This is a genomic window from Candidatus Pantoea symbiotica, assembly GCF_056491525.1.
The window spans coordinates 160,030-186,034 of the sequence record NZ_JBSZHR010000002.1 but is presented as its reverse complement, the minus strand read 5'-3'; the positions used below and the strand labels follow the sequence as shown (position 1 = coordinate 186,034).

Below are 26,005 nucleotides of genomic sequence, written 5' to 3'. Positions count from 1 at the left end.
CGTCGTAGGGTCGCCATTTATGGCGACCTCAATTACAGGTACGCACCCTACGAAATCTGCACCGTTTCCGCATGCCAGTCGTGCGGCAACGGTTGCGGGCGCGCAATCACCACGTTATGCAACTGCAGGTTCTCCACGCCGCGTGCAAACACGCCCGGCAATCCATCCGGGTAAGCAGCAACGCCGTACGCTAAACCCGATGCGCTATCCAGTTTATACGCATTGTCCAAACCCATGCCGGTCGGCGATTCGGGGTTACACGGCGGGCGCACATCGTAATGCCCTTGATCCGCGCCTGCCGCCACCACTTGCCGCAGTTGCACATTCGCCAGCATCACATCACGAATCTGCCCCGGCTGTTCCGCATGCAGGTTAATTGCTCCTTCCATCACACCGCTGACGTTGCTGAATTGCAGTTGCTCGATGCTGCCCGGCACTATCGCCGGATCGCGCGCGCGCACTGAAACAAACAGTGCATCGGCTTTACCCCAATGACACGGCGGCGCGTGGCGGCAGGCCAGCGTGATATTGCTGAACAGCAAACGGCGGAACTGGCCGCCATCGCGCGATAGCAAGCCAATCGCGCGGTTGGAATCAAAGATGGTGCAGCCGGAGACGGTGACATCTTCCACGTCGTCGAAGGTTTCGGTACCGATTTTGAACGCGCAGCTGTAAGAACGCAGCAGGCAGTTGCTGATCATGATTTGTCGCGCGGCACGCCGCAGATGCGCGGGTTTTTGAGTAGTTTTGATGCAGATGGCGTCATCGGCCGCGCTCAGGTAGCTATTGCTGACAAACACCGCTTCACAGCTGTCGATATCCAGCGCATCGGTGTTTGGCATGCTCATGCTGTTATCGATGGTGAGATGATCGACGTGCACATGGCGGCAACTCACCAAATGTACCGTCCACATCGGCGCCTGAATGATGGTGAAATCTTCCAGCGTCACCTGCTCGCAATCCTCAAACACCACGATGCGCGGGCGCTGCGGACGCGGCAGACGATAACCCTGATCGTCCTTTTCTGCGGCAAACCAGGCATCGCCGTTACCGTCGATCACCCCTTTGCCACTGATGCGAATATTGCGCTGTCCGGCGGCGTAGATCAGCACATGCTGTGACAGTTCAGCCTGGCTCTGCGCCAGCTGCTGCTGATAATCCTCAATGCGGGAACTGGCGAGCAACGTGGCGCCCGCTTCGAGATGCAGATTGATGTTGGAACCCAGCGTCAGCGTGCCGAGATGATAGCGACCGGGCGGCACCGACAAAGTGCCGCCGCCGCGCGATGCCAGATGATTTAAAGCGCGCTGGAAGCAGTAAGTATCCAGCGTTTCGCCATCGGCGATGGGATAGAAATCAGCCAGTGAAACGTGCATGCGGTTCTCCTGAATAGCGGCGATGCGCTATTGCAGCACGCGCCGCATGACCAAAACCTTTTGCTGGTGGACAATAAGTGCCGTTATGTATCGTGCGTTCATCACGAAGGTCGCCATTAATGGCGACCCTACGACGGTGGTGTGTGGATGTTGTAGGGTCGCCATTCATGGCGACCTCTACTTGACGGCGCCTTCGGTGACGCCGCTGATAAATTTGCGCTGGAACACCAGGAACACCGCCACCAACGGCAGAATGACAATCATCGCGCCCGCCATCAGCACCGGAATATCGATGGTGTTTTTGTTCTGGAAAAACATCATGCCGATCGGCAAGGTGCGCAGCTCATCTTTATTCACCAAAATCAACGGAATAAGGAACTCGTTCCACGTCCAGATAAACAGCAGCAGCGCCAGCGTAGACAGCGTCGGCCAAATCGCCGGTACCAATAAACCCCAAAGAATTTTACGGCGCGATGCACCATCCATCACCGCCGCTTCCACCAGCTCGCGCGGCACCTGCTGCAACGCGGTGGCGATCATCAGTGTGGTAAACGGCAGCGACAAAGCGATTTGCGGCAGAATCAGCGCCAGATAGGTATTGGTCAGCCCCATCCAGCGCAGCTCGTGATAGAGCGGAATAATAAAGGCTTCACTCGGCAGCACCATGCCAAGGCCCAGCAGCGCGGCAACCACCGTTTTGCCGGGGATCTTCAGCCAGGCAAAACCGAATCCCGCCAGAATGCCGAGCAGGATGCTGCAGATCACCACCGGAATCACCACCAGCACCGAGTTCATGAAGTAGACGTTGAAATGTCCCTGCTGCCACGCGGTGATGTAATTTTTAAAATTGATTGATGAAGGCAAGGTGAACACGCCCTGAAACAGCTCCATCTGGGTTTTGAACGAGGTCATCAGCGCCATTAAAAACGGCAGAATGGTCATCAGCGCGACAATCCAGATCAGCGCGCGTGAGACAGTTGGCGTGCCGCGCATCAGTGACGCTCCCGTAAACAAAGATGAATTAAGCCGTTGATCATCAATACAATCAGCATACTGAACACCGCCACGGCGGAGGCATAGCCAAAGTAGTGCAGATCAAAGCCCTGCTTATACATAAAGATGTTGGTCACCATAGTGGAGGTGCCCGGTCCGCCCTGCGTCATCACGTAGACCAGATCGAAAGCTTTGAGGCTGGCGATCACCGTCAGCAGCAGCGCGATGCGCAGTTCGGGACGCAGCGACGGCAGCGTGATGCGCATAAATTTCTGGCGGCGTGATGAGCCATCGAGATCGGCCGCTTCCAGCAGTGAGGGATCCATGCGCTGCAAGCCGGCCATAAATAGCACTAAGCAGAAACCGAAGAAGTACCAGGTGGCGACAAAGCCCACGGCGGGCAGCGCCCAGGTAAAATCGCCCAGCCATGACTTCGCCAGCTGCGGCAAACCGACGGCGCGCAGAAACTGATCGATAGGACCAAACGCCGGGTTATACAGCCAGCGCCACACCACGCCCAGTACCGCCATCGGCATGATATACGGCAGGAAGAAGAGAATACGCAGCACGCTGCGCTCTTTGTTATTGCGCGTCTCATACAGGAAGCTGCACAGCAGCAGCCCAACGCCAATCGGAAACAGCGTGTAGAACAGCATCAGCAAGGCGTTATTGCCGAGCGCCACCCAGAACACCGGATCCTGGAACATACGCAGATAGTTGCCCATGCCGATGAAAATCGGCCACGAGGTACCGTCCCATTCAGTGAAGCTGATCCCTAACGAGGCCAGCAGCGGCAGCAGCAGAAACACGGCATACACCAGCACCGCGGGCAGAAGATAGAGCGCATTGCGCCAGGCAGATTTATTCAGCATAACCGTACTCGCTTGCGGGCCTGTTCGCGGCCCGGCCACTTACGCCGGGCCGAACGTCATCAGTGCTTGAGGGTTTTCAGGTAACGTTGATAGTTGTTATCGAAGTTGATCACCATCTGATCGGCGGTCTGACGCCCCGCCAACAGCAGCTGCACATTCTGATTCAGTTCAGCGTTCATGGTTGGCGTGGCCCAGTCGAGATAATGGCCGAGACCATCGTTGTCATTCAGCGTTACCCACACCTGATACGCTTCCGCCAGCAGCGGGTTGTCCGCTGGAATCTGCGCATTTTTGCTGGTGCCAGCCGGCAGGAAGCCCACTTTCAACCAGCGGTTTGCCATCTCATCCGAGACGATGTAATCGATAAATTTCGCTGCCGCGTCCTGCTGCGCTTTGTCTTTAGCGGTGCTGGTGATGGAGAACGCCAGATCGGTGCCGCCCACCATCAGCGGATGCTGTACGCCCTCGCCCGCTGGCATCGCGGCAAAGTGCAGATCTTTGTTGTCTTTAAACTGGCCGAGATACCAGGTTCCACTTACCAGGAACGCCGCCTGACCATTCTGGAACAGGGTCGCAGCATCATCGTGCCCAATGCCCTGGAAACCGGGGAACAGATAGCCTTTGTCGTTCCAGCCTTTCATCAGGTTGGCGGCTTTCACCAGCTTGTCGTCTTTAAAGGTGCCACCCACGTCGTAAATCAGATCGTCGAGTTTTTTCCGATCGCTGCTCTCAATCTGCGCTTCCCACAAGGTGCTGAGCAGCTGCTGGCCCATGTTACCGTCGAGCAGGCCCAGCATCATCGGCGGCGTGCCGGCGGCTTTGAGTTTTTCCATCGCCTGCTCAAGTTCCGGCAAGGTTTTAGGCACCGCGACACCGGCTTTATCCAGCAGCGCTTTGTTGTAGTACAAGCCCACCATCTCGCCGAGGCTCGCCACGCCATAGAGTTTGCCGCTGCCGAAATCTTGTTTATCTGACCAGCGGTTACGTTTCAGGATCGAATCCGGGAAGCGTGTGGTCCAGCCGTAGGTTTTGGCGTAATCATCCAGCGGCCACAGCAGTTTGTCTTTCACCAGCGAGCCCATATCGCCGCCGCCCTGATTCACCTGCGCAATCTGCGGGCCGTCACCGGCGGTCAGCGCCAGCTTGAGTGGAATACGCGTGTCTTCAAAGGAGTGCACCGAACGCTGAATCACAATGCCCGGATTCTTTTGCTGGAACGCTTTTACCGCTTCATCTACCGCTTCGGTCTGTTGCGGATAGTTGTAAATATCCCATTCATTCAGGGTTACGGCCTGCGCGGCTGCCATGGTCGCACCGAGCAAAATCCCGGCGGAGACCAGACGCGACAAGGTGCGCAGTGAGCTTTGCAAACGGGAAGGACGATTGGTTAAATCACACATCATGCTCGGTTTCTCCAACAGATGACTGGCATCCCTTCATCTCGACACCTGCGATTCCCGGCAGGTTGATTCAGCAGCGATAACGCACATAATTCATACTTACTTTATGCACAAAAGAAAGTCAAACATCGCCACTGCGGAATTTTTGCTCTGTGATACAGTGCAAAGAGTAAGAAGAAAAGCCACTGGAACAGCAGAGGATGCTGCGATTCAGCGCGCAAACCAGACGGCGTTGAAGATTAAAGCCTGAGCATCAGTATAAATCACTCAGGCAAACGAAGCGCTTTAACTCACTGATAGAGCATATGAAAATCCTATAGTTATTATCATTACGTTACGAGAGCGAAAGGCAATGTGTCGTCATCTGGCGAGTGAACAGGCGTGGCGCGTGGGTTTGTCAGGCGTTCCGTCATGCTTTGTGGTTATAGTTCGCATCAGCTTTGTGCGCCAGCGCAATTATTACACCTTGAAAACTAAGTCGGCTTTCTTTACCGTAAAATCTGTTCATCTCCTGACCACAGAGGCTCCACCATGACGGCTGAAGGTGTTATTCGTCGCGCCAGCGAGGCTGATTTCCCCGCCTTGTCGCGCATCTGCTTAGAGACCGCCAATGCCGGGACCGATGCCAGCGCGCTCTACTCCGATCCCGCGCTGCCCGGCCTGCGCTTTGTCATTCCCTACGCGCGCTTTGCGCCTGAATTTGCTTATGTGCTGGAACAGCACGGCGAGGCAGTCGGCTACGCGGTTACCGCGCCCGATACGCGCGCCTTCGAAGCAAAGCTGAATACTGATTGGTGGCCAAAGCTGCAACAGCAGTATCGCGATTACGCGCCACAGGCGGCGCTCGATAGTAAAGTGCTGGAAGCGATTCATCAGCCCGATGCGGCAGCGGATCAGCTGGTGACGCAGTGGCCTGCGCATCTGCACATCAATCTGCTGCCAGCCGCGCAGCAAGGCGGCTGGGGGCGCAAGCTGATTGAACAGCTGCTGCACGACCTGCGTGCTGCAGGCGTGCCGGGCGTCTACCTCGGCGTCAGCCTACAGAATGAGCAGGTGTGTGGTTTCTATCAGCGCCTCGGCTTCACGCCGATTATGCGCAGCAACGCCATTTATATGGGCCAACTTCTCTGATTCGAGGCATCGCATGACCAGCCTGCATCTGCAAAACGTTAAGAAGTCCTACGAGAATGTGAACGTGATTCACGGCATCGATCTCACCATTAACAGCGGCGAATTCGTGGTGTTTGTCGGTCCTTCCGGCTGCGGGAAATCCACGCTGCTGCGCATGATTGCCGGGCTGGAGGAGATCACCGACGGTAAGTTGCTGATTGAAGGCGCCGACATGACCGATCAGCACGCCACCGAGCGCGGCATCGCCATGGTGTTTCAGTCCTATGCGCTCTACCCGAACATGACGGTGCGTGGCAACCTGGCCTATCCGCTGGAGGTGATGAAGCGCCCGAAAGCGGAAATTGAACAGGCGATACAAAAGACGGCGGCGCGTCTGCATCTCACTGAATTCCTTGACCGTTTACCGCGTGCATTGTCAGGCGGGCAGCGGCAACGCGTGGCGATTGGCCGCGCGATTATCCGCCATCCGCGTATATTCCTGTTTGATGAGCCGCTGTCGAATCTCGATGCTGAGCTGCGTTTGCAGATGCGCATTGAGATTGCTCGCCTGCATGCCTCGCTGGGCAACACCATGATCTACGTGACGCACGATCAGTTGGAGGCGATGACGCTGGCGGATCGCATTGTGGTGCTGCGTCAGGGCCGTATTGAGCAGGTCGGCGCGCCGATGACGCTGTATCGCGATCCCGACAACCTGTTTGTCGCCGGTTTTATTGGCTCGCCAAAGATGAATTTCCTCAATGCCGAAGTGGCGGCGATCGCGCCGGGCGCGGTGCAGTTGCGTGTGCCAGCGTTGGGCATCAATCAGCTGACGCTGCCGATCGCCGCGCCGTGCCGCGAAGGGCAGAAAATCACGCTGGGCGTGCGGCCGGAGCATTTCCAGCCGGTGAGCAGCAACGATGATGCCGTGAGTTTCAGCGGCGAATTGTCGTTTAGCGAGATGCTGGGACACACCAATTATCTTTATCTCGATATCGGCGAAGAGAAGCTGCTGGTGATTGAGGAGCGTAACGTGGCGGAACACGCGATTGGCGAGAGGATGAGTTACCAGCTGCGCGCCGAGCATTGTTTGTTGTTTGATGAGCAGGGTTTGCGGCTCAGATAAGGTAAAAGCCGCATCCTATCGTAGCGGCGCAATTTATTGCGCGATAAATCGCGCCGCTACGGAATGTGCGGGGATTTATCGCATTTTTCATTATTGCGGTGGGATATCCTCATCGGCCTGCGCGGCCAACAGATCCAGCAACTTATTCACCGCAAACCCGGCTGCGCCCTGCGCCCACATGCGGTTGGATTCGGTGAGGAACTGCAGCGGCGTCATGTGCGGCGTCAGCTTCAAACGGTAGGTCTGGAAACTCTGCGTAATGTGATCAAGCAGAATGCGCGAAGCCATTTGCGGCTCCATCGCCAGATACACCACGTCCGGATCGTAAGCCACCGACAGATTCGCCAGCGACATTCCCAAATGCTGCCCGGCCTCGGCCAGCGCACTCAGCACCTCTGGCGTTGGACGTACATCGAGATCGCGCAGCGTGTGCGGCACCTCGTCTTTGGTGGTGGCCGCCACGCGCTGCAGAATCGCCTGCGAGGATGCTACATCCTCCAGCAAACGCTCAGAACCATCGCCCAGCAGCGAAACGCCAATCTCACCCGCTTTGCCATGACGACCGCGATAGAGCTGGCGATCGAGCAGAATCCCCGCGCCGATGCCTTTGCCGAAGGTAGCAATCACCGCCGACTGTGCGTGACCGAGCTGACCAAACACCAGCGCCGCCATCGCCAGCGCGTTAGCGTCATTTTCAATAAATACCGGCAGCGAGAAGCGCTCCTCCAGCAGCCGGGCAATCGGCACGTTATCCCAGCCCAGCGCGCGTGACAGCACGCAAACGCCGTTGCTGGCATCGACTAAACCCGACAGCGCCAGACCAATCGCCCCAACCTTTTTGCCCTCCACGCCGCGCAAAAACTTCGCCAGCGCATCGCCGAGTTGCTTGGGTGTCATCGCGCCAGAAGGAATCTGCTGTTCACCGATGATGTTACCGCTGAGATCGGTCAACACCATCAGATTGCGTTCGGCGTTGAGCTGAATCCCCACCACGCTGGCGTGATCCGGATTCAGGCCAAGCAGCGTTTTGGGTCGCCCCATCGAGACGCGACGCAGCCCCAATTCCTGCACAATGCCGCCGGTCAGCAAACGATTAGTGGCTTGCGATACCGTCGACATGCTTAGGCCGCTGCGCACTTTGAGATCGGATTGACTAATAGGCGCATTTTCGACAATCAGCCGCAGAATGCGCGCAGTTACATTGGGAGCGCTCATGAGCCTCTTTATCTGAAGTTAAGCGGGAAGTGTCAGACTGAACTGCGTGGCGAGGCGTAGCGCACCGCTCAGCGCATCGCCCTGTGGCGGCACCAGCAGCGCGGCGATATCCGCTGGCAGCCACGCCTGAATGGGTTCGGCTAATCCGCCCATCAAGGCCAGCTTGCCGTGGCTGCGCGCCAGCAGCGGCTGCACCATCTGCACGATATCCGCGGCGCATTGCTGCACCAGCGCTGTGCCGTGCACATCGCCCTGCTGCGCGGCAGCGAACACCTCAGGTACCACGCGGCCCCAATCGGCGGGTGTCGCCTGTTTCGACCAGATTAGCAGTTGTTCCGGGCTATTTTGATAGCTTGCCATGATGCGTTGCGTTAACGCCGAGCCGGGCACAATCTCTTCGTGCGCCAGCAGCGCCAGCCGCAGCGCGCGTTGGCCGAGAATCGCGCCCGAACCGGCATCCGATAGGGCAAAACCCCAGCCGCCGAGCAGCGTGAAGTGCGCGCCATCCCAGGCCGCGCCCTGGCTGCCGGTGCCAATAATAAACACCGCGCCCGGCGCACCGGCATGTGCACCGGCACAGGCGATTTCGACATCGGTAAATAGATAGCGCGCCTGACAGCGTGGCTGCCAGCTGGCGAGACGGGTTTGTACCGAGGCGACATTCGCGCCCGCCAGACCGGCGACGATCACCGTGCGGTCGCGCGCTTCAGCGGGTAAATTCGCCTGCGCAAACAGATCGTCAATGACCTGCTCAATGGCCACAATGGCGGCATCGAACTGCGACCAGACGTTAGCAGGACCGCCTTTGGCTTCCGCCAGCAGCCGTCCGGCGCTGTCGGTCAGGCGTCCGCGACAATGCGTACCACCGCCATCAATACCCAGCATTAGTGATTGCACGCGCTTCCTCCTGCCAGCCCGAAACGGTATGACGCTTATAGATGTGCGAAAGATAGGGGAAAAAAACTTAAATCGCAATAACAAATAAATAGGCAATCCGTATAGTTAATTAAAATAGATATAAATCATATAAATAACAATTTTTCACCAATTGAGATCCGCCACACGGATTGACATTAGTTTTTCTGTCGTAATAAGTTAGCGGTCAGATTATCAGCAGCCTGACAGGTCGGGCGGCTTACAGGCAACGGGCTTCAGGGGTACAACATGAAAGTGGGCATTATTGGTCTGGGCTTTCGTCTTTCCCATGTGGTGAAAGAGTTCAACAAAGCCGACACAGCGTTTTCCGTGGTGGGTTATGTCGATCCGGCTCCGGCGGGATTACCGAATCTGCACAGCTTTGGCATCGATGCGGGCACCGCGTTTGACAGCGTGGATGCGCTGCTGCAACACGGCGGTTTTGATCTGCTGCTGGTTGGTTCGCCGAACTTTATGCACCTTGAGCACATTCGTCAGGGCTTAGCGGCGGGCTACACGGTATTTACCGAGAAGCCGGTGGTGATCAACGAAGAGCAGACCATGGCGATGGCACAGCTGGTGCAGCAATATGGTCACGAGCGCATTCTGGTCGGCTTGGTGCTGCGCTACTCGCCGCTCTATCGCGACCTGCTCACCGCGCGCGATGAAAATCGCCTCGGCGAAATTACCTCAATTGAAGCCACCGAACATATCAAGCCGTATCACGGTGCGTTCTTCCAGCGCGACTGGCGTCGCCTCGAGAAGTACGCTGGCCCGTATATTCTGGAAAAATGCTGCCACGATATCGATCTCTATCAGGGTTTGGTCGGCGAGCGTCCGGTGCGCGTTGCCAGCTTTGGCGGACGCAAAAACTTCACGCCGCAGCATGCGCCTAAAGGTGCGGTAACGCCGCAGTCTGAGGTGTATCACGTTAAGCCGAGCGGCTGGTCAAGCACCGATGCGGTGTTTGACGGCGATGCCGATATCGTCGATTACCAAACCGCGCTGATTGAGTATGCCGGTGGCGCCACCCTCGCCTTCCACGCCAACCTTAACGTGCCGGATGAGTTCCGCCGCTTCTGCGTGATGGGCACCGATGGCATGGCCGAAGGTGACTTCGTGCGTAACTATTTCCGCGTGCACAACGCCCGCACCGGCGAGCGCGAAGTGGATACCGAGTATGACGGCAACGCTTATGACGGCCATTACGGCGCCGATGCGCTGATGGCAGAAGAGATTGTGAAACACATTACGCAAGGAACGCCGCTGAAGGTTTCCGTGGTGGATGCGCTGGAAGCGGGACTTACCGCGATCAAAATCGATGAAGCGCGAAAATCGAAAACCGTGGTGGATATGACGGAGAGCTGGAAAACCTTTGACGCCAGTTTGGGGAAAGCAATAAAGGTGTGACGCGGGAGAAATGTTTCGTGCGTCCATCGTGACGGTTGCCATGGTTTCGTGCGTCCATTGTGAAGGTCGCCATTAATGGCGACCCTACGGCCTGAGGGATCCCCAGGAATATCGTTAATACACATATACGATATTCCTGTAACTCGCTGATAGTTCGGCTCGCACCGTTTCTATATCCAGCTGACTGATCCCTGCCGGGTTGTGCCTTATCGCATTTCTTGCCAGCGTAAGGTATGACAGTACTCGCCGGTGTTGCACCGTGTTCGCCTGATAAAACCGGTGCTCGCCTTTGCTTTCAAGCGCGTAGCCCATCAGCCACAGTAAGATGCTGCACAGCGTCGACAGCAGGTTCAGCACTGACATCCTTTCCACACTCCGGCTGAAGCTGCTTCTCAGCCCCATACCGTAACGTTCACTCTTTTCATCCCGGAAGTTCTGTTCTATCTGCATTCTCCGGCTGTAAAGCTTCATTACCGTCCGTGGCTTCAGCTCCGCATCGCTGGTAAACAGCACCCACGGCTCACGGGCCAGGCGACTCTGGTTTGCCTCTTCGCGCGTGTAAAAAAAACGATCCCGGCTTTTCTTTCCGTGACGATTTTTGGGCGCTCTCTTATGAACGTGCACGAAGCCGTAAGCCGGTGATTTTTTATATCGCGTCAGCCGGGCCGCACCAGCACAGCGCGGCGTTGTGCCGGCTTTTAGCTGACCCGGCGTTACCCACTCATCCGTTCCGGCCAGCTTCAGAACGCCGTTGCCCCTGAGCCGGCCGATGAAGTGCCATCCGTGCGACTGAACGCGGTTAAACCACTCGCGGCGGAACCCGGCATCGGTGACGATGGTCACTTTCCTGTCTCCCATACACCCGGCCAGTTCGTCCAGAAAGCGGTTCTGAAGGTCGGGATTTCCCAGCTTATCGCCTTCTGCGATGAGGCTCAGCAGCGGGATAGCGCGTCCGTCCGCCAGCAGGCTGGCACGCAAAAGGCTGAAGGACTGAGTCGGCCAGGCGCTCCAGTCCACGGCAATGACGCACTCCTTCATGTCCCGGATAAGCCAGCAGATAATGTCGCGTGACAGCGCGGGCACCTCCCGGTGGAGGGCAGCATTCCCCATAAGGCGGTCAACGCGTTTGATTTTGTGCTTAACGCGGGCATCGCCCGCAAGAGAGCGACCAATGCTGGTCAGATTGAGGGAAGCACCGCGGGTCAGGGAAATCGTCATATCAGTGAGGGCGTTACGACGATACTGATGGGTGCTGGCTAAAGATTCCCGTAAAAATTTATGGCAAAATGCGGAAGCAGGCATAGTGGCGATCTTATTTTTTGTTGGCGCAATAATTAGATCATTTTTCCACTGTGCCTGCTTCGTTTTTGTGGGGATTCATCAGCCCTACGGCGAACCGTTTCTATCAAACCACGGTTTCGTTTTCCAGCTTCTGGCGCTTACGCAGATGCGGGAAAATCGTCATCCACACGCCCACCACGATCAGCGTGCCGATGCCGCCAATCGCTGCTGCGGGCACCGCGCCCATCCATGCGGCCAGTAAACCTGACTCAAACTCGCCGAGCTGATTCGAGGTATTAATGAAGATAGCGTTGACCGCATTGACGCGGCCGCGCATGTCATCCGGCGTATCTAGCTGCACCAGCGCGCCGCGAATCACCATGCTGACCATATCGAAGCCGCCCAACGCTGCCAGCGCGATCACCGACAGCCACAGCTGGGTGGAGAGCGCGAACACCAATGTCGCCACGCCAAAACCCGCCACCGAACCGAACATGATCATGCCGACGTTCTTTTCCAGCTTGTGACGACTCAGCCACACGCCAACCAGCAGCGCGCCGACCGATGGCGCACCGCGCAGGATGCCCAATCCCCACGGCCCGGTATGCAGGATATCCTGCGCGAAGATCGGCAGCAGCGCAGTCGCGCCGCCCAACAGCACCGCAAACAGATCGAGTGAAATCACGCCGAGCACATCTTTGCGGTCGCGGATAAAGCGTACGCCGGCAAACAGGTTGGGCAGATTCATCGGCAAGCGCGCCTGCGGTGGACGCTCATAGCGCAGTCGACTTACCAGCACAATGGAGAACAGGTAGAACAGCGCCGAGACGCCATACACCACATCCGGACCCGCAACATAAAGGAAGCCGCCGAGCGTTGGGCCGATAATCACCGCCGCCTGTCCGCCCACCGAACTGGCGGCCATGGCGCGGGCCAGAATCGGCGGCGGCACCAGCGCGGGCAGCATCGAGGTAATCGCTGGCCACTCGAGCGCCTTGGCGACGGAGATCAGGAACACCAATCCCCAAATCTCAATCTTGCCCGCCCAGTTCATCAGCGTGAGCGCAACCAGCCCCAGCAGCGCCAGCCACTCAATGCATTGCCCGAGCAACACGATGCGGCGACGGTCGAGCTGATCCGCCAGATGTCCGGCGGGCAGCGCCAGCAGTACGGAAGGCAGAAATTGCATCAGACCGATCATGCCCAGCGCCATCGCGCTGTGGGTCAGCGCGTAGATTTGCCAGCTGACCGCAACCGAGAACATTTGAAAACCAAACGATGAACAGGTGCGCGCCAGCCAAAAGGCGACAAACGACCTGTGCCGCAGCAACGAATCCTCTGCTGCGGATACTGTAGAACCCATAGTTTTATCCCATCCTAAATCATTACATCGGTTAGCGTCGTTGCACCAACCTGGTGAAAAGCCACATCATGGCTTCCGCTTTATTTTTTCAGGTCACAGAGTGCGGCATCTTGTTGAGCCAGGCAATGGCTAGCCGTGCTGTTTAAAAACAGAAGCTTATCCAAAATTTAGCTAAGCATAGCGCTCTTAATATTAGCGGGCTGATGGTTATAACGTGAAAATATCATCACAGATAAGATGAGTGTGAATTATCGCAACCGCTTCACTTAATATCTCTCTATCAGAGACAATTAAAAAAGCTCAACTTTATTAAGTAAAGGGTTTATATTGTCGCGATTAAGATTTCACCAGACGCCCGTTCTTATAATAATTAAGACGTTCCATCCAATTAATTTATTCACAGAGATAAATGGAAAACAGATCTTATAATCCTTATGTTACTGAGCGCATTCGCCGTTTCGACGGTGCGCTAGCTGGCGTGTGTTATTCAGCACCTTTTATGCATTGCGAACAGGAAAGCACGACAACACTTAATGGATGCAACATAATTTCGCTGCATAACCAGTTGCCGGATGCACCCGAATTAATAATCATCCCGTTAACGGGAAATAACCTTCTGCGCTTTTTACAGGCACCGGATAATTATTCCTGCCTGCAGAATGAGAATGTACAACTGGCGATCAATTATGCCGGTTTAGTTCAGCAAGATAGTGCATTACGCCAGGCCGCAGAGCGTTTCTCATTTTGGCTATATGATTTGGCTCCGCCCGGCACCTGCTGGAAGAATATATCCACCTTTCCTTTTCGCGGTATTGTGCTGACCGATGAGTTTTTTAACGATAATTACCTCAAGTTCAGCTTTCCTTTTCTGCTGGAGTCCTGTCGCGAAAGAGAAGCGGAGGTAATATTACGTACCCAGCAGTTAACGCTGCCTGCTGAACACTATGCGCAACTTAATTTGAGTGGCTGGCAACAGCAACGTACCAGCAGCATGCTGCTCGAAGGGTAAACGTTTACACAAAGTGTTGCTCTTAGGTGTTATGGCCCGATCTAACCGGACATAACACCTTTATTCCCCCATAAAATGTCGCACTACTTCCTCCCCACGAGTGCAAAGCACTAAAAATATCAAACCCTTTAACGTTTTTAAGATAAAATTTAACGCAAAGGGAACATCTCGCCGCATGGAAAGCGTCGTTCGAACCGTTTCGTTATTTCGTACTCTATGTCGGGAAGCAACCCAACGCGTTGTTTCCTTTTTAGTTTTTAATGGCAAAGAAAGAGGTCAATATTATGGGGAAAGCTTCCTCATCTTTTGGCGTAATCCGTTTTCTCACAGTGCTGTTTGCACTGCTGACGGGCGCGTTTATGCTGGTTGGTGGCGTTTGGTTAGCCGCCATTGGTGGTTCCTGGTACTACGTTATTGGCGGTGTGGTCATGTTGATCACCGCTATTCTGCTGTGGCGCCGTAGCGGCTCAGCATTACTGCTGTACGCATTGCTGCTGTTGGCAACGCTGGTGTGGGGCGTGTGGGAAGTCGGTTTCGACTTCTGGGCGCTGGCACCGCGTACCGATGTGTTGGTGATCTTCGGCATCTGGCTGATTCTGCCGTTTGTGTATCGCGGTCTGAATAATGCTGGCAAAGGCGCTCTGGCGCTGTTGTCAGTGGCGCTGCTTGCCAGCGTGCTGGTGCTGGCGTGGGCAGTGTTCCACGATCCACAAGAGCTGAGCGGTGAAATTCCAGCGGCAGCCTCAAATGCTCCGCAGGCGCAGCCGCTGAGCAAAATCGATGATGCTGACTGGCCTGCGTATGCACGTGACCAGCAAGGCACCCGTTTCTCGCCGCTGAAGCAGATCAACACCGGTAACGTTAAAGAGCTGCAGGTTGCCTGGCAGTTCCAGACCGGCGATTTGAAGACGCCAAACGATCCGGGCGAAATCACCGATGAAGTGACGCCAATCAAAATCCGCGACACCCTGTATCTGTGCTCACCGCACCAGATTCTGTTTGCGCTGGATGCCAAAACCGGTAAGCAGAAGTGGAAATTTGATCCGGGCCTGAAGCCGAATCCAACCTTCCAGCACGTGACCTGCCGTGGCGTTTCTTACCACGAAGTCCCTGCTGCAGCTGATGCGGCCAATACCCAACCTGCGCTGTGCTCACGCCGTATTTACCTGCCGGTAAATGATGGCCGCATGTTCGCGCTGGATGCGGAAACCGGTGAACGTTGTGCTGCCTTTGGCAACAACGGTGAACTGGATCTGCAGCACAAGCAGCCAGTATTGACACCAGGTCAGTACGAGCCGACATCACCGCCGGTCATCACCGACACCACTATCGTGGTTGCGGGTGCGGTCACCGATAACTACTCAACCCGTGAGCCGTCTGGTGCCATCCGTGGCTTCGACGTCAACACCGGTAAACTGTTGTGGGTGTTCGATCCGGGCGCGAAAGATCCAAACGCGATTCCACAGGATGAGCACACCTTCACCATGAATTCACCGAACTCATGGGCACCGGCGGTGTACGATCCGAAACTGGATATCGTTTACCTGCCAATGGGTGTGTCAACGCCAGATATCTGGGGCGGCAACCGCACAGCAGAGCAGGAGCGTTATGCAAGCAGCGTACTGGCACTGAACGCCACCACCGGTAAGCTGGTGTGGTCGTATCAGACCGTGCATCACGATCTGTGGGATATGGACCTGCCGTCGCAGCCGACGCTGGCCGATATCACCACCAAAGATGGCAAAACCGTACCGGTAATTTATGCACCGGCGAAAACAGGTAACATCTTTGTACTGGATCGTCGCACCGGCGAGCCGGTTGTCCCTGCGCCGGAAACCCCGGTTCCACAGGGCGCCGCCAAAGGCGACCACGTTTCTCCTACTCAGCCGTACTCCGAACTGACCTTCCGTCCGAAACAGAATCTGACGGACAAGGACATGTGGGGCGCGACCCTGTACGACCAGTTGGTATGCCGCGTGATCTTCAAGCGTCTGCGCTATGAAGGTCCGTTCACCCCGCCGTCTGAGCAAGGTACGCTGGTGTTCCCAGGCAACCTTGGCATGTTCGAATGGGGCGGTATCGCGGTGGATCCACATCGTCAGATTGCGATTGCTAACCCAATGGCGCTGCCGTTTGTTTCCAAGCTGGTTCCGCGCGGCCCGGGCAACCCGATCGAGCCACCGGCTGACGACAAAGGCGGCTCAGGTACCGAAACCGGCATCCAGCCACAGTACGGCGTACCGTACGGTGTGGAGCTGAATCCGTTCCTGTCACCGTTTGGTCTGCCGTGTAAACAACCGGCCTGGGGCTATGTCTCAGCGGTTGATCTGAAGACTAACGAAACCGTGTGGAAAAAACGCATTGGTACGGTTCGCGATAGCGCGCCAGTTCCACTGCCGTTCAAAATGGGTATGCCAATGCTGGGCGGCCCAATCACCACTGCGGGTAACGTATTCTTCATTGGTGCTACTGCAGATAACTATCTGCGTGCGTTCGACACCAATACCGGTGAAATGCTGTGGCAAGCTCGTCTGCCAGCAGGCGGCCAGGCAACGCCGATGACCTATGAAGTGGATGGCAAGCAGTACGTTGTTATCGCAGCAGGTGGTCACGGTTCGTTTGGTACCAAGCTGGGCGATTATGTGATTGCTTATGCACTGCCAGATGCGAAGTAAGTTTTCGCATTGAGGTAACAAAGCGGGCTTAGGCCTAATGCCGATCAGTTAAGGATCAGTTGAACGATCCAGTGGCTGTGTAAGAATCCGGGAACGTTTCGTTTCCGGATTTTTTTATGCAGCTCCGTCAGGCCCTTGATATTGTCTCTTGCTACGATTCTCTGCGTAACCCACTCACTACACTCGCGGATGTCCTTGAGCCCGAACTGATCGCCCGCTGCATTCAGGAGTCAGGCTCCGTTACCCTCCGCAAGCGTCGTCTTACCACCGATATGATGGTCTGGTGCCTTATCGGCATGGCGCTTGAGCGCAAAGAGCCCCTGCACGCCATCGTGAATCGCCTTGATATTCTGTTGCCGGGAAACCGGCCTTTTGTTGCGCCCAGCGCCGTGGTGCAGGCCCGGCAGCGCCTGGGAGACGATGCCGTCAGGCGTGTCTTCGAACAAAGCAGCGACCTCTGGCACGCGCAGACCACGCATCCTGACTGGTGTGGGCTGACGCTTCACGCGGTTGACGGCGTCGTCTGGCGCACGCAGGAAACGCCGGATAATGAAAAGGCTATCGCCCGCACAAAAACGGTTGCCGGTGCATCGCCCTATCCGCAGGTACGCGTGGTCTGCCTGATGGAGCTGACCAGCCATCTTATCGGCGGCGCCGTGATGGGCTGCCAGAATGAGAACGAAATGATACTGGCGGAAGGGCTTATCCCACGCGTCCCCGACAACAGCCTGACGCTGTTCGACAAGGGCTATACCTCGTTCGGCCTGCTCAGCGCCTGGCATCAGGCGGGGGAAAACCGTCACTGGATGATAGCAGCCCGCAAAGACCTGCAGTACGAAGAGGTACGCCGCCTGGGAAAAGGAGATGCGCTCATCCGTGTTAAAACCTCCCCTCAGGCGCGGAAGAAGTGGCCTCATCTGGCGGAATATGCAGAGATGAGGCTTATCAGCCGGGAAATTAAAGGAAAGACGTGGCGGTTCCTGACGTCGATGACGGATGCGATGCGCTATCCGGGGAAAGAGATAGCGGACCTGTACAGCCATCGCTGGGAGATAGAGCTGGGGTATCGGGAAATCAAGCAGGGGCTGCAGGATAACCGGCTGACGCTGCGCAGCAAAAAACCGGAGATGGTGCGTCAGGAGCTGTGGGGCGTGCTGCTTGCGTATAATCTGGTGAGATATCAGATGATAAAAATGGCGTCGACGCTTAAGGGATACTGGCCTAATCAGCTGAGCTTCAGCGAGTCTGCGGCCTGGGTCATGAAGCTGCTCTGGACGCTTGAGGGCGCGTCACCGGGGCGGATCCCGGAACTGGTGAAAAATGTGGACGCGATAGCGCAGATAGTCAAACTGCCGGGGCGACGGGAGAGGTCGTTCCCGAGAGTGGTGAAAGAGAGGCCCTGGAAGTACCCGACAGCCAAAAGAAGAAATGCCAGTCAGGCTTAACTGACTGGCATTAGGGCTTAGGCCCGCTTTTTCGTAGGGTCGCCATTTATGGCGACCTTTGCAAAAACCGCACAAGCTTGCGGTGCGCCCATCATGAAGGTCGCCATGAATGGCGACCTTACGAGTTAGCGGTTACGCAGCACCCGGGCGTTTAACAGCGCGCACAGCGCCATAATCACGCAGGTGGCCAGAAACACCGGACGCATACCAAACGCGCCGCCGATAAAGCCGCCGAACAGCGGACCTGAAACCTGGCCGACATACTGCGCCGAAGTGGAATAACCCAACATCTTACCCACCTGCGACTGCGGCACGCTGTGACGAATCAGCGCAGTGACGCACGGCATTAATCCACCCAGCGCCATGCCCATCAGAAAACGCAGCACCACCAATTGCCATGCTTCGCTGATAAACGCCTGCGGGATCAGCAGCAACGCGCAGGCTATCAATCCGTAAACCAGCACGCGACCATGCCCAACGCGATCGGCCAGCCGTCCCAGACGCGGCGCGGAGATAATGCTGCCGAGCGCGGCGGCCGCCATCACCAATCCGGCGGTGACGGTAATGGCGTGATCGCCGCTGACAAACTGACCGATATACAGCGTGATGATCGGCTCAATCGACATATTGGCGAAAATCAGCAGCATGCCCGACAGCCACATCAGGCGCACCACCGGCAGATTCAGTGACTTCGCGTCGTCCGCTGCGTTTTGCACGGTTTTCTTGCCAGAGGAGCGCGGCACCTCTTTCAGCAAAAAGGTGGTCGCCAGGAAGGCGAGGAAAATCACCGCGCCGGTCAGCCAGAAGGTGTGACGAATGCCAATCAGCGGCGGCAACACGCCGCCCAGCAGCGGCCCCACCACGTTGCCCGCCATAATGCCGGACGACAACACGCCGAGCGCCCAGCCGGTTTGCTCTTTCGGCGTCTGCGCCGCCACCAGAATGGTTGATCCTGAGGCATAACCGCCGAGCAAACCCGCCAGTAAGCGAAGCGCCACAAGCTGCCACGGCGCGGTGGCCATGCCAATTAGCGACATCGCAATCGCCATGCCGAGGCTGGCGCGGATCAGCATCAGTTTGCGGCCATAGCGATCGGCCAGTTTGCCCCACAGCGGCGCGGTCAGGGCAGCGCTGAGGAAGGTGGCACCGTAGGCCGCACCCGACCAGCGCGCAATCGCCGCTGGTTCCTGCACGCCGAGTTGCTGCACGTACAGCGGCAGAAACGGCAACAGTAGCGTCATCGCCACGATGGTGCTGAACGAACCCAGCACGCAGACAAATAAATTTCGCTTCCAGTGTTGCTGTTCGGGCGCTAACGCGAGTTGAGGTTGCTGCATGGTGATATCCCTGTTTTTTGCTTTTTTAGCAGGCTAACAGCGAGCAATCAGAGAAAACAGGGTTGCGATGATAATTGCCAGGCGGCGCAACATTGTTGCCAGATAACAACAATTACGCCATGCCGAGCGCGTTGATTAATGCATCGCACAGCAAGGTTACTGGCGAAGAGGGTTGCGGCTGCTCTTTCAGCAACAGATAGCTGTGCAGGCGATCCATTTGCCATTCCGGCAGCACCTGCTGGATTTCGCCGCGCGCTAACGCATCCTGCGTCATATAAGCGGGCAGATAAGCGATGCCGGTGCCCGCCAGCGCCGCATTGAGCAGCGCCATGCTGTTGTTAGCGCGGAAACGGCTATGCACATCCAGCGCCAGCCGCTGTTTATCACGGCGAAACGGCAGCGCGGCGGTGTGCGCCGGACCGTGAAACAGCAACAGATCGTGGCGCGTCAGGCGGTCGGGATGATCGATAGGCGCATGCGCCGCCAGATAATCCGGCGTGGCGTACAAGCCCCAATCAATGCTAGCGAGTTCACGATAGTTGGCTGCATCGGGCGCACGTGCACGGATGACAATCGCCACGTCGGCGCTGGGTTGCGGGTCATCGCTGGTGGTGAGTTCGAGATCAACGTTGATGTGAATATGGCGGCGGATAAAGTCATTCAGCGTTGGCACCACGCACTGGCAGCCGTAGGTGATCGGCGCCTGCAAGCGCACGTTGCCCGCCGGCAGTTGATGCACCTGCTGCACAAAGGCGTCGGCGCGATGCATCTCTTCCAGCATGCGCACACAGAACGGATAGTAAGCCTGGCCGAGCTCGGTCAGCACCACTTTGCGCGTGGTGCGCTGCAGCAGCTTGATGCCGAGTCGCACTTCCAGTCGCGCCACTTCGCGGCTGACGTGGGATTTGGAAACGCCTAAGGTGCGTGCGGCTTCGCTAAAGCTTTGTCGTTCCACTACGCGCGCAAACAGCATCATGGCGGAGAGATTGTCGCTGTTATCCATGTTCTCTGGCAGTTAAGAGAGTGAGAACAGCAGATTACAACACATCCCCGAGCCCGGTCGCCATTGGGTTTGTGCGGTTGGTGAAACGGTCGCCATAAATGGCGACCCTACGCGACCGCCAATGGGAACAATAAGCGATCTGGCTCGACGCGACGCTGGCGGCGCAGCTGGCCTGGCGTGACCATGAAGTAGTTTTTGAAGGTGCGAGTATAAGCCTGCTGCGTATCGAAGCCGTAACTCATCGCCACCTGCAAAATCGCCTCATCGCTGTTAATCAGCGTCAATGCAGATTCGGTTAAGCGGCGCTGGCGAATGTACTCGGCCAGCGAAAAACCGGTGTGCTGACGGAACAGACGTTGCAGATGCCAGCGGGAGTATCCCGAGCGGCGTGCTACTTCATCCAGATGAAGATCGTGCCCTAAGTTATTCTCTATCCAGTCCAGCAAACTACGGATAAATTCGCGCTGATTCATGGGATTCTCCTGCGTTGGCAATATGTCCAGTGCAGCCACAATAGCGCGTTAAATTTATCCCTTAATTAGCAGAAAATTAGCGCAGAATTAGCAAGCGGGAAAACGGGTATAATTCTGGCCTAATTATCTGTCGCTACACTGCGTTCAGTTAAGTTGGAGGGCATCATGCGTGTGCTGCTGGTAGAAGATGACGAAATGATTGGCGCGAATCTGCAGCAAGCGCTGGAAGCGGCAGGTTGGTCGGTGGATTGGGTACGCGACGGCGTCTATGCCAGCAATGCCTGGGCCGAAGGCGGCTATACCTGCGTGTTGCTGGATCTTGGCTTGCCGCGTGAAGATGGCTTGCAGGTGCTGCGTCGAGCGCGCACGCGCGGCGACATGACGCCGGTGCTGGTGCTCACCGCCCGCGATACTGTGCAGCAGCGCATTCAGGGATTGGACAGCGGCGCGGATGACTATTTGCTGAAACCCTTTGATCTGCAAGAGGTGTTGGCACGTATGCGCGCCATTACCCGCCGTCGTCACGGTGCGGCAGATTCTCTGCTTGGCAGCGGCGATGTGCAGATCGATATCATGACGCGCGAAGTGTTGTACAAAGGCCAGCGCGAACAGCTCACCGCACGCGAATATGCCCTGCTCTACGCCTTGCTGGAGCGGCCCGGCGCGATCCTCTCACGCGAGCAGTTAGAAAACCGCATTTACGGCTGGGGCGAAGAGGTCAGCAGCAACGCGGTGGATGTACTGATTCACGGTATGCGTCGCAAACTGGATAACGAAGTGATCCGCAACGTACGCGGACTTGGCTGGCGGGTACCGGCAATATGAAACCTTTCACCTTTATGCGCTCGCTGCGTAACAAACTGCTCGCCACGCTGGTGATTCTGCATCTGGCGATGATTGGCGGCGTCACCTGGTATTTCTATCACTGCTACGGCGACATGATGGGCACCATGAAGGACGATCAGCTCGCCAAGATCGCCGATGCCTGGGCCAGCAGCCAACGCATGCCGGCGCTGATGCCGATGGTGATGCATGAAGAGAAACTCAAAAGTACCTATATCGTTCAGCTGTGGGACGAGAGCAACCATCTGCGCGCCAGCTCCTGGCCGGGTTTGCATGCGCCGTTGCAGCTGAAAAAAGGCTGGACCGATTTGAAAGTCGGTGACTGTGGCGACGACTGCGAATGGCGTGTTTACACGCGGCCCGGCGAGCTGGGCAGTGAAATCGGCAATATTCAGGTGCTGCATAATATCGGCTACATGAAAAGTATCATGGTCAAGCGAGCGCTCTCCGCCATCATTCCGTTGGTACTGATGATGCCGCTCTCACTGATTGTGATATGGCTGGTGGTGCGGGCGATAACGCGCGATTTACGCGTGGCATCGCGCCATATCGCAGCCCAGGAAACCCTGCATCCGCATAGCGTTTCACCTGATGGCTTGCCGGATGAAGTGCTGCCGCTGGTGGCAGCTTACAACGCTTTGCTGGATAGACTGCGCGCGGCCTGGTCATCGCAGCGTCAGTTCCTCGAAGATGCGGCGCATGAGCTGCGCACACCGGTCACCGCCGTGACTTTGCAGCTGGAGAATCTGCGGCAACATATTCAACCCGGTGAAGCCAGCCGCCAGTTCGATCAGCTGGAAGCGGGCGTAACGCGCACGCGCCATCTGGTGACGCAGCTGCTGAATATCTCACGTCAGGAAGATCAATCGGTGGTTGCCACGGTGGAAAGCATCGAGCTGGATGACCTGCTGAAAGAAAGCATTGAGCAGTTGATGGTGGTGGCAGATAAGCGCGGCATTGATATCGGTTTTAACGGCACCACCCATTATCGCCTGCACGCCAGCCGCTCCGATCTGCGTAGCCTGTTCGATAACCTGATCGGCAATGCGATGCTGCACACGCCGGAAGGCAGTTTGGTCGATGTGCTGCTGCATCGCGTCGGCAATCACACCGTGGTGGATATTGTCGATAACGGGCCCGGCATGGCGGAATCCTTTATCGAACGCGCCTTTGATCGCTTCACCCGTTCGCCAGATGTGCAGGCGCAAGGCAGCGGCTTAGGCTTATCGATTGTGCGCAGCGTGGCGCAGAAGCATCAGATGCAGGTTGCGCTGTCGAACCGCCACGATCAGCAGGGCCAGATTGCCGGCCTGCAGGTGCGCGTTACCCTCCCCTAACCTCGTAAGGTCGCCATTCATGGCGACCTTGCAACTATCGCACCATCCCCTCAACACCTTTTTCCCGACGAACGCGACAACGTAAACGGTTGCGGGGTTCCGTTCGCCTCACGGCCTTTATGTGATAATGATCACATTTCCAGTGAATCAAACTGCAACACTTTTTGACAAACGTGACCAAAATCTATTTTCTATGCCTCTGTTACAGGCACATTACGCAAGCTTGAAAATCTGGCGACACAGACCGGATACGACAACTCACTGCCCATCCCCTGGGATCAATTTCACCCGATCGCGGCGACGGCCCGGCGATCAAAAGCATGTGGTTAACAATAATGAAATATAAAGCGTTGATAGCAGGGGCCTTATTGGCCAGCAGCTGGACTGGTGCGGCACAAGCGGCAGACAGCGATCCGCAGTACGTTTCTGACTGGTGGCATCAGAGCGTGAACGTGGTGGGCAGCTACCACACCCGTTTTGGACCCCAGTTCAACAACGACGTGTATCTGGAATACGAAGCCTTTGCTAAAAAGGATTGGTTCGATTTCTACGGCTACCTCGATCTGACCAACTTCTTCGGCGTGGGCAACAGCAATGCCAACGGCGTGTTCGACCACGGTTCGCCGATGTTCATGGAAATTGAGCCACGTTTCTCGATCGATAAGCTGACCGGCACCGATCTCTCTTTCGGACCGTTTAAAGAGTGGTACTTCGCCAACAACTACATCTATGACATGGGTCGCAACAGCGATAACCGTCAGAACACCTGGTACATGGGTCTCGGCACCGACATCGATACGCACAGCGATATCGGCCTGTCGCTGAACGTTTACGCGAAATACCAGTGGGAAAACTACGGTGCGGCGAACGAGAACAGCTGGGATGGTTATCGCTTCAAGGTGAAATACTTTGTGCCGATTACCGATCTATGGGGCGGCAAGCTGAGCTACATCGGCTTCACCAACTTCGACTGGGGTTCAGATCTGCGTGATAAGTCCGATCGTTCACGTACCAGCAACTCAATTGCATCGAGCCACATTCTGTCGCTGAACTACGATCACTGGCATGTTTCAACCGTGGCGCGTTATTTCCACAACGGCGGCCAGTGGGCTGACGGCCAGGAGCTGAACTTCGGTAACGGTCCGTTTGAAGTGAAATCGACTGGCTGGGGTTATTATTTGGTGGTGGGTTACAACTTCTAATCGTGTGAAACGGTCGCCATGAGATGGTGCGGTTGGTAAGAAGGTCGCCATGAGATGGGTGCGGTTGGTGAAACGGTCGCCATAAATGGCGACCCTACACGTAGGGTGCGCATTAATGCGCACCGTTTTAATGACGGTGACGAAATCCAACGCATTAATGCGCACCTGGTTGAACACCGCACTCACCTAAATCTGCGGCTTATACGCATTCACCATCCACGGCACGCCGAACTTATCGGTCAACATGCCAAAGCCATTGGCCCAAAACGTCGGTGCCCAGCTTTTCGTCACTTCACCGCCCGCTGACAACGCCTCAAACCAACGCTTGCCTTGTGCCTCATCCGGCGTGGATAAACTCACGGCAAAACCGCCATACGCCGCCTGCGGTGCGCCGTCGCTCATCATAATTTCGCCCTGCCCGATGCGCAGATGGGCATGCATAATCTGCTCCGGCGAAAAACTCACGCCCGAGATACAACCTTCGTCCTCCACCGGCGTTTCATCCGGCATATCGCCATAAGTCATCTTGAACAGCAACTCGCCATCGGTGGCGTCGAGGTAGAAGGCAATCGCCTCTTCGCAGCGACCGCTGTAAAACACATACGGGGTAACTTGCATGGTCTGTACTCCATAAAGGGAACGTCCACTGCAAGTGTAGTGCGCATTATTTATACAGTTGCGAGCCAGGCCGCACTCTTACCTTTGCTGACAGTAGCGCCGAAACAGCTGCGCCATATAGGCGCTCATCGGTGTCAGCGCGGTGTCTTTGCGCTGGATAAGATAGAAAGTGGCTTTCGGTAAGGGTTCGTCGAGATCGAGGGAAATCAACTGGCCACCGTGCGTCGGGTCTTCAATCACATCGCGTGAAATAATGCTGACGAAATCGCTCTGCGCCACCAGGCTGGTGCAGGCCATAAAGGTCTCGCAGGTGACGACGATTTTCGGCGCCATGCCACGTTCGCCAAACAGATCGTGCAGCAGCCGATAATAGCTGCCCTGCGGCGTCGGCATGGTCCAGTCGCAATGCTGCAGCTCAGCCAGCGTGCGCGCGTGCGCCATCGGATGCCCTTTGCGCATCACCACCTGATAGTCGCGCTCCATCAGCCGTTCAAACACCAATTCCTGATCGAGATGATTTTTATCGTAGGTATTGATGGTGAAATCCAGTTCGCCCTGACGCAGCTCATGCACCATCGAAACCAGCTGACCTTCAACTATTCGCACCTTAACCAGCGGATACTCGCGATGAAACTGATTGATCACCTGCGGCATGACGGTGCGCGCAATACTGCCGCCCACGCCGATGTTGACGCGCCCGCCGGCTAATCCCAGCCGCTGCTGAATATCTTCCTGCGCCACCCGCAGCTCTTCCAGAACCAGGCTGGCGTGCTTAAAAAAGTTATCACCGATATCGGTCAGCGTTACGCCCTGCTGTCGCCGCTCGAACAGACGCGCGCCCAGCGCCAGCTCCAACTCCTGAATCGCTTTGGTCAGCGCAGGTTGTGAAAGCCCGGATAAGCGGCTGGCGGCGCGGATGCTGCCCTGACGCGCCACGTCAACAAACGCGCGCAGCTGATGAAGTTTAAGGTTCGCAGACATAGTTTGATGATAACCGTTGTT

General features: G+C 56.4%; 22 protein-coding genes. 9 read left to right on the top strand and 13 right to left on the bottom strand.

Features of this window, described 5'->3' with window-relative positions; translation table 11 throughout:
• Window positions 1-47 precede the first annotated feature (47 nt).
• From ACXIZX_RS01455 to ACXIZX_RS01440, 4 genes are all read right to left on the bottom strand, one after another.
• The gene (locus tag ACXIZX_RS01455) at window positions 48-1,376 is read right to left on the bottom strand and encodes a glycoside hydrolase family 28 protein (RefSeq protein ID WP_479403481.1); all 1,329 of its coding nucleotides are present in this window, start codon (window positions 1,374-1,376) and stop codon (window positions 48-50) included.
• A gap of 177 nt (window positions 1,377-1,553) precedes the next feature.
• Window positions 1,554-2,369, bottom strand: coding sequence for a carbohydrate ABC transporter permease (locus ACXIZX_RS01450; protein ID WP_061723466.1), 816 nt, complete (start codon window positions 2,367-2,369; stop codon window positions 1,554-1,556).
• On the bottom strand, window positions 2,369-3,241 hold the full coding sequence (locus tag ACXIZX_RS01445; RefSeq protein ID WP_061718332.1) for a carbohydrate ABC transporter permease: 873 nt from the start codon (window positions 3,239-3,241) through the stop codon (window positions 2,369-2,371). Before ACXIZX_RS01445 ends, ACXIZX_RS01450 begins: the two co-directional genes overlap by 1 nt.
• Window positions 3,242-3,300: 59 nt before the next feature.
• Window positions 3,301-4,644 (bottom strand): ABC transporter substrate-binding protein, encoded by a 1,344-nt coding sequence (locus ACXIZX_RS01440; protein ID WP_479403480.1) that lies wholly within the window; start codon window positions 4,642-4,644, stop codon window positions 3,301-3,303.
• Window positions 4,645-5,172: 528 nt separating this feature from the next.
• On the opposite strand from ACXIZX_RS01440, the gene ACXIZX_RS01435 reads away from it, so the two are divergent.
• Complete coding sequence (locus ACXIZX_RS01435; RefSeq protein WP_479403479.1) at window positions 5,173-5,772, top strand: N-acetyltransferase family protein; 600 nt, start codon at window positions 5,173-5,175, stop codon at window positions 5,770-5,772.
• A 13-nt stretch (window positions 5,773-5,785) separates the two neighbouring features.
• Window positions 5,786-6,877: an ABC transporter ATP-binding protein gene (locus tag ACXIZX_RS01430; protein WP_479403478.1), complete on the top strand. Its 1,092-nt coding sequence runs from the start codon at window positions 5,786-5,788 to the stop codon at window positions 6,875-6,877.
• A 90-nt stretch (window positions 6,878-6,967) separates the two neighbouring features.
• On the opposite strand, the gene ACXIZX_RS01425 is transcribed toward ACXIZX_RS01430, so the two are convergent.
• Complete coding sequence (locus ACXIZX_RS01425; protein ID WP_479403477.1) at window positions 6,968-8,092, bottom strand: ROK family transcriptional regulator; 1,125 nt, start codon at window positions 8,090-8,092, stop codon at window positions 6,968-6,970.
• Window positions 8,093-8,110: 18 nt separating this feature from the next.
• On the bottom strand, window positions 8,111-8,989 hold the full coding sequence (locus ACXIZX_RS01420) for a glucosamine kinase nucleotide-binding domain-containing protein (RefSeq protein WP_179451849.1): 879 nt from the start codon (window positions 8,987-8,989) through the stop codon (window positions 8,111-8,113).
• Window positions 8,990-9,256: 267 nt separating this feature from the next.
• Between ACXIZX_RS01420 and ACXIZX_RS01415 the strand changes: the two genes are divergently transcribed.
• Window positions 9,257-10,417 carry a Gfo/Idh/MocA family protein gene (locus ACXIZX_RS01415; protein ID WP_323272000.1) on the top strand — a complete coding sequence of 387 codons (1,161 nt, stop codon included), beginning with the start codon at window positions 9,257-9,259 and terminating at the stop codon, window positions 10,415-10,417.
• 114 nt (window positions 10,418-10,531) lie between these two features.
• Here the strand turns inward: ACXIZX_RS01415 and ACXIZX_RS01410 are convergent, their stop codons facing one another.
• A complete protein-coding gene (locus tag ACXIZX_RS01410; RefSeq protein ID WP_479403451.1) occupies window positions 10,532-11,719 on the bottom strand; it encodes an IS4 family transposase in 1,188 nt (395 codons plus the stop codon).
• Window positions 11,720-11,822: 103 nt separating this feature from the next.
• Entirely contained in the window at window positions 11,823-13,061 is a 1,239-nt protein-coding gene (locus tag ACXIZX_RS01405) for an MFS transporter (protein WP_008105588.1), read from the bottom strand.
• A 409-nt stretch (window positions 13,062-13,470) separates the two neighbouring features.
• Between ACXIZX_RS01405 and ACXIZX_RS01400 the strand changes: the two genes are divergently transcribed.
• The 3 genes from ACXIZX_RS01400 (at window position 13,471) to ACXIZX_RS01390 (ending at window position 18,190) form a co-directional block, all read left to right on the top strand.
• On the top strand, window positions 13,471-14,070 hold the full coding sequence (locus tag ACXIZX_RS01400; RefSeq protein ID WP_479403476.1) for a hypothetical protein: 600 nt from the start codon (window positions 13,471-13,473) through the stop codon (window positions 14,068-14,070).
• A gap of 284 nt (window positions 14,071-14,354) precedes the next feature.
• The gene (locus ACXIZX_RS01395; RefSeq protein ID WP_479403475.1) at window positions 14,355-16,745 is read left to right on the top strand and encodes a glucose/quinate/shikimate family membrane-bound PQQ-dependent dehydrogenase; all 2,391 of its coding nucleotides are present in this window, start codon (window positions 14,355-14,357) and stop codon (window positions 16,743-16,745) included.
• A 116-nt stretch (window positions 16,746-16,861) separates the two neighbouring features.
• On the top strand, window positions 16,862-18,190 hold the full coding sequence (locus ACXIZX_RS01390) for an IS4 family transposase (RefSeq protein ID WP_479403474.1): 1,329 nt from the start codon (window positions 16,862-16,864) through the stop codon (window positions 18,188-18,190).
• A 125-nt stretch (window positions 18,191-18,315) separates the two neighbouring features.
• Here ACXIZX_RS01390 and ACXIZX_RS01385 read toward each other — a convergent pair whose 3' ends face one another.
• The 3 genes from ACXIZX_RS01385 to ACXIZX_RS01375 all read right to left on the bottom strand — a co-directional run bounded on the left by ACXIZX_RS01385 (window position 18,316) and on the right by ACXIZX_RS01375 (window position 21,003).
• Complete coding sequence (locus tag ACXIZX_RS01385) at window positions 18,316-19,527, bottom strand: MFS transporter (RefSeq protein ID WP_479403473.1); 1,212 nt, start codon at window positions 19,525-19,527, stop codon at window positions 18,316-18,318.
• Window positions 19,528-19,639: 112 nt separating this feature from the next.
• Complete coding sequence (locus ACXIZX_RS01380; protein ID WP_179451845.1) at window positions 19,640-20,530, bottom strand: LysR family transcriptional regulator; 891 nt, start codon at window positions 20,528-20,530, stop codon at window positions 19,640-19,642.
• Window positions 20,531-20,637: 107 nt separating this feature from the next.
• Window positions 20,638-21,003, bottom strand: coding sequence for a helix-turn-helix domain-containing protein (locus ACXIZX_RS01375; protein ID WP_008105596.1), 366 nt, complete (start codon window positions 21,001-21,003; stop codon window positions 20,638-20,640).
• Between the two features lie 165 nt (window positions 21,004-21,168).
• On the opposite strand from ACXIZX_RS01375, the gene ACXIZX_RS01370 reads away from it, so the two are divergent.
• From ACXIZX_RS01370 to ACXIZX_RS01360, 3 genes are all read left to right on the top strand, one after another.
• On the top strand, window positions 21,169-21,828 hold the full coding sequence (locus ACXIZX_RS01370) for a response regulator (RefSeq protein WP_008105599.1): 660 nt from the start codon (window positions 21,169-21,171) through the stop codon (window positions 21,826-21,828).
• Window positions 21,825-23,183, top strand: coding sequence for a sensor histidine kinase (locus ACXIZX_RS01365; protein WP_008105600.1), 1,359 nt, complete (start codon window positions 21,825-21,827; stop codon window positions 23,181-23,183). The genes ACXIZX_RS01370 and ACXIZX_RS01365 overlap by 4 nt, the downstream gene beginning before the upstream one ends.
• A gap of 335 nt (window positions 23,184-23,518) precedes the next feature.
• Window positions 23,519-24,385, top strand: coding sequence for a nucleoside-specific channel-forming protein Tsx (locus ACXIZX_RS01360; RefSeq protein WP_101762354.1), 867 nt, complete (start codon window positions 23,519-23,521; stop codon window positions 24,383-24,385).
• Window positions 24,386-24,571: 186 nt separating this feature from the next.
• Here ACXIZX_RS01360 and yjdN read toward each other — a convergent pair whose 3' ends face one another.
• Together yjdN and ACXIZX_RS01350 are read right to left on the bottom strand one after the other, a co-directional pair.
• On the bottom strand, window positions 24,572-25,003 hold the full coding sequence (gene yjdN, locus ACXIZX_RS01355) for a VOC family metalloprotein YjdN (RefSeq protein ID WP_008105604.1): 432 nt from the start codon (window positions 25,001-25,003) through the stop codon (window positions 24,572-24,574).
• A gap of 78 nt (window positions 25,004-25,081) precedes the next feature.
• The gene (locus tag ACXIZX_RS01350) at window positions 25,082-25,984 is read right to left on the bottom strand and encodes a LysR family transcriptional regulator (protein ID WP_154193242.1); all 903 of its coding nucleotides are present in this window, start codon (window positions 25,982-25,984) and stop codon (window positions 25,082-25,084) included.
• Window positions 25,985-26,005 lie beyond the last annotated feature (21 nt).

Coding starts and splice junctions, on each gene's coding strand:
- ACXIZX_RS01445 (WP_061718332.1), bottom strand. CDS start 3,241: ATGCTGAATAAATCTGCCTGGCGCAATGCGCTCTATCTTCTGCCCGCG.
- ACXIZX_RS01400 (WP_479403476.1), top strand. CDS start 13,471: ATGGAAAACAGATCTTATAATCCTTATGTTACTGAGCGCATTCGCCGT.
- ACXIZX_RS01450 (WP_061723466.1), bottom strand. CDS start 2,369: ATGCGCGGCACGCCAACTGTCTCACGCGCGCTGATCTGGATTGTCGCG.
- ACXIZX_RS01370 (WP_008105599.1), top strand. CDS start 21,169: ATGCGTGTGCTGCTGGTAGAAGATGACGAAATGATTGGCGCGAATCTG.
- ACXIZX_RS01375 (WP_008105596.1), bottom strand. CDS start 21,003: ATGAATCAGCGCGAATTTATCCGTAGTTTGCTGGACTGGATAGAGAAT.
- ACXIZX_RS01415 (WP_323272000.1), top strand. CDS start 9,257: ATGAAAGTGGGCATTATTGGTCTGGGCTTTCGTCTTTCCCATGTGGTG.
- yjdN (WP_008105604.1), bottom strand. CDS start 25,003: ATGCAAGTTACCCCGTATGTGTTTTACAGCGGTCGCTGCGAAGAGGCG.
- ACXIZX_RS01390 (WP_479403474.1), top strand. CDS start 16,862: ATGCAGCTCCGTCAGGCCCTTGATATTGTCTCTTGCTACGATTCTCTG.
- ACXIZX_RS01455 (WP_479403481.1), bottom strand. CDS start 1,376: ATGCACGTTTCACTGGCTGATTTCTATCCCATCGCCGATGGCGAAACG.
- ACXIZX_RS01440 (WP_479403480.1), bottom strand. CDS start 4,644: ATGATGTGTGATTTAACCAATCGTCCTTCCCGTTTGCAAAGCTCACTG.
- ACXIZX_RS01350 (WP_154193242.1), bottom strand. CDS start 25,984: ATGTCTGCGAACCTTAAACTTCATCAGCTGCGCGCGTTTGTTGACGTG.
- ACXIZX_RS01410 (WP_479403451.1), bottom strand. CDS start 11,719: ATGCCTGCTTCCGCATTTTGCCATAAATTTTTACGGGAATCTTTAGCC.
- ACXIZX_RS01365 (WP_008105600.1), top strand. CDS start 21,825: ATGAAACCTTTCACCTTTATGCGCTCGCTGCGTAACAAACTGCTCGCC.
- ACXIZX_RS01405 (WP_008105588.1), bottom strand. CDS start 13,061: ATGGGTTCTACAGTATCCGCAGCAGAGGATTCGTTGCTGCGGCACAGG.
- ACXIZX_RS01425 (WP_479403477.1), bottom strand. CDS start 8,092: ATGAGCGCTCCCAATGTAACTGCGCGCATTCTGCGGCTGATTGTCGAA.
- ACXIZX_RS01360 (WP_101762354.1), top strand. CDS start 23,519: ATGAAATATAAAGCGTTGATAGCAGGGGCCTTATTGGCCAGCAGCTGG.
- ACXIZX_RS01430 (WP_479403478.1), top strand. CDS start 5,786: ATGACCAGCCTGCATCTGCAAAACGTTAAGAAGTCCTACGAGAATGTG.
- ACXIZX_RS01395 (WP_479403475.1), top strand. CDS start 14,355: ATGGGGAAAGCTTCCTCATCTTTTGGCGTAATCCGTTTTCTCACAGTG.
- ACXIZX_RS01380 (WP_179451845.1), bottom strand. CDS start 20,530: ATGGATAACAGCGACAATCTCTCCGCCATGATGCTGTTTGCGCGCGTA.
- ACXIZX_RS01435 (WP_479403479.1), top strand. CDS start 5,173: ATGACGGCTGAAGGTGTTATTCGTCGCGCCAGCGAGGCTGATTTCCCC.
- ACXIZX_RS01385 (WP_479403473.1), bottom strand. CDS start 19,527: ATGCAGCAACCTCAACTCGCGTTAGCGCCCGAACAGCAACACTGGAAG.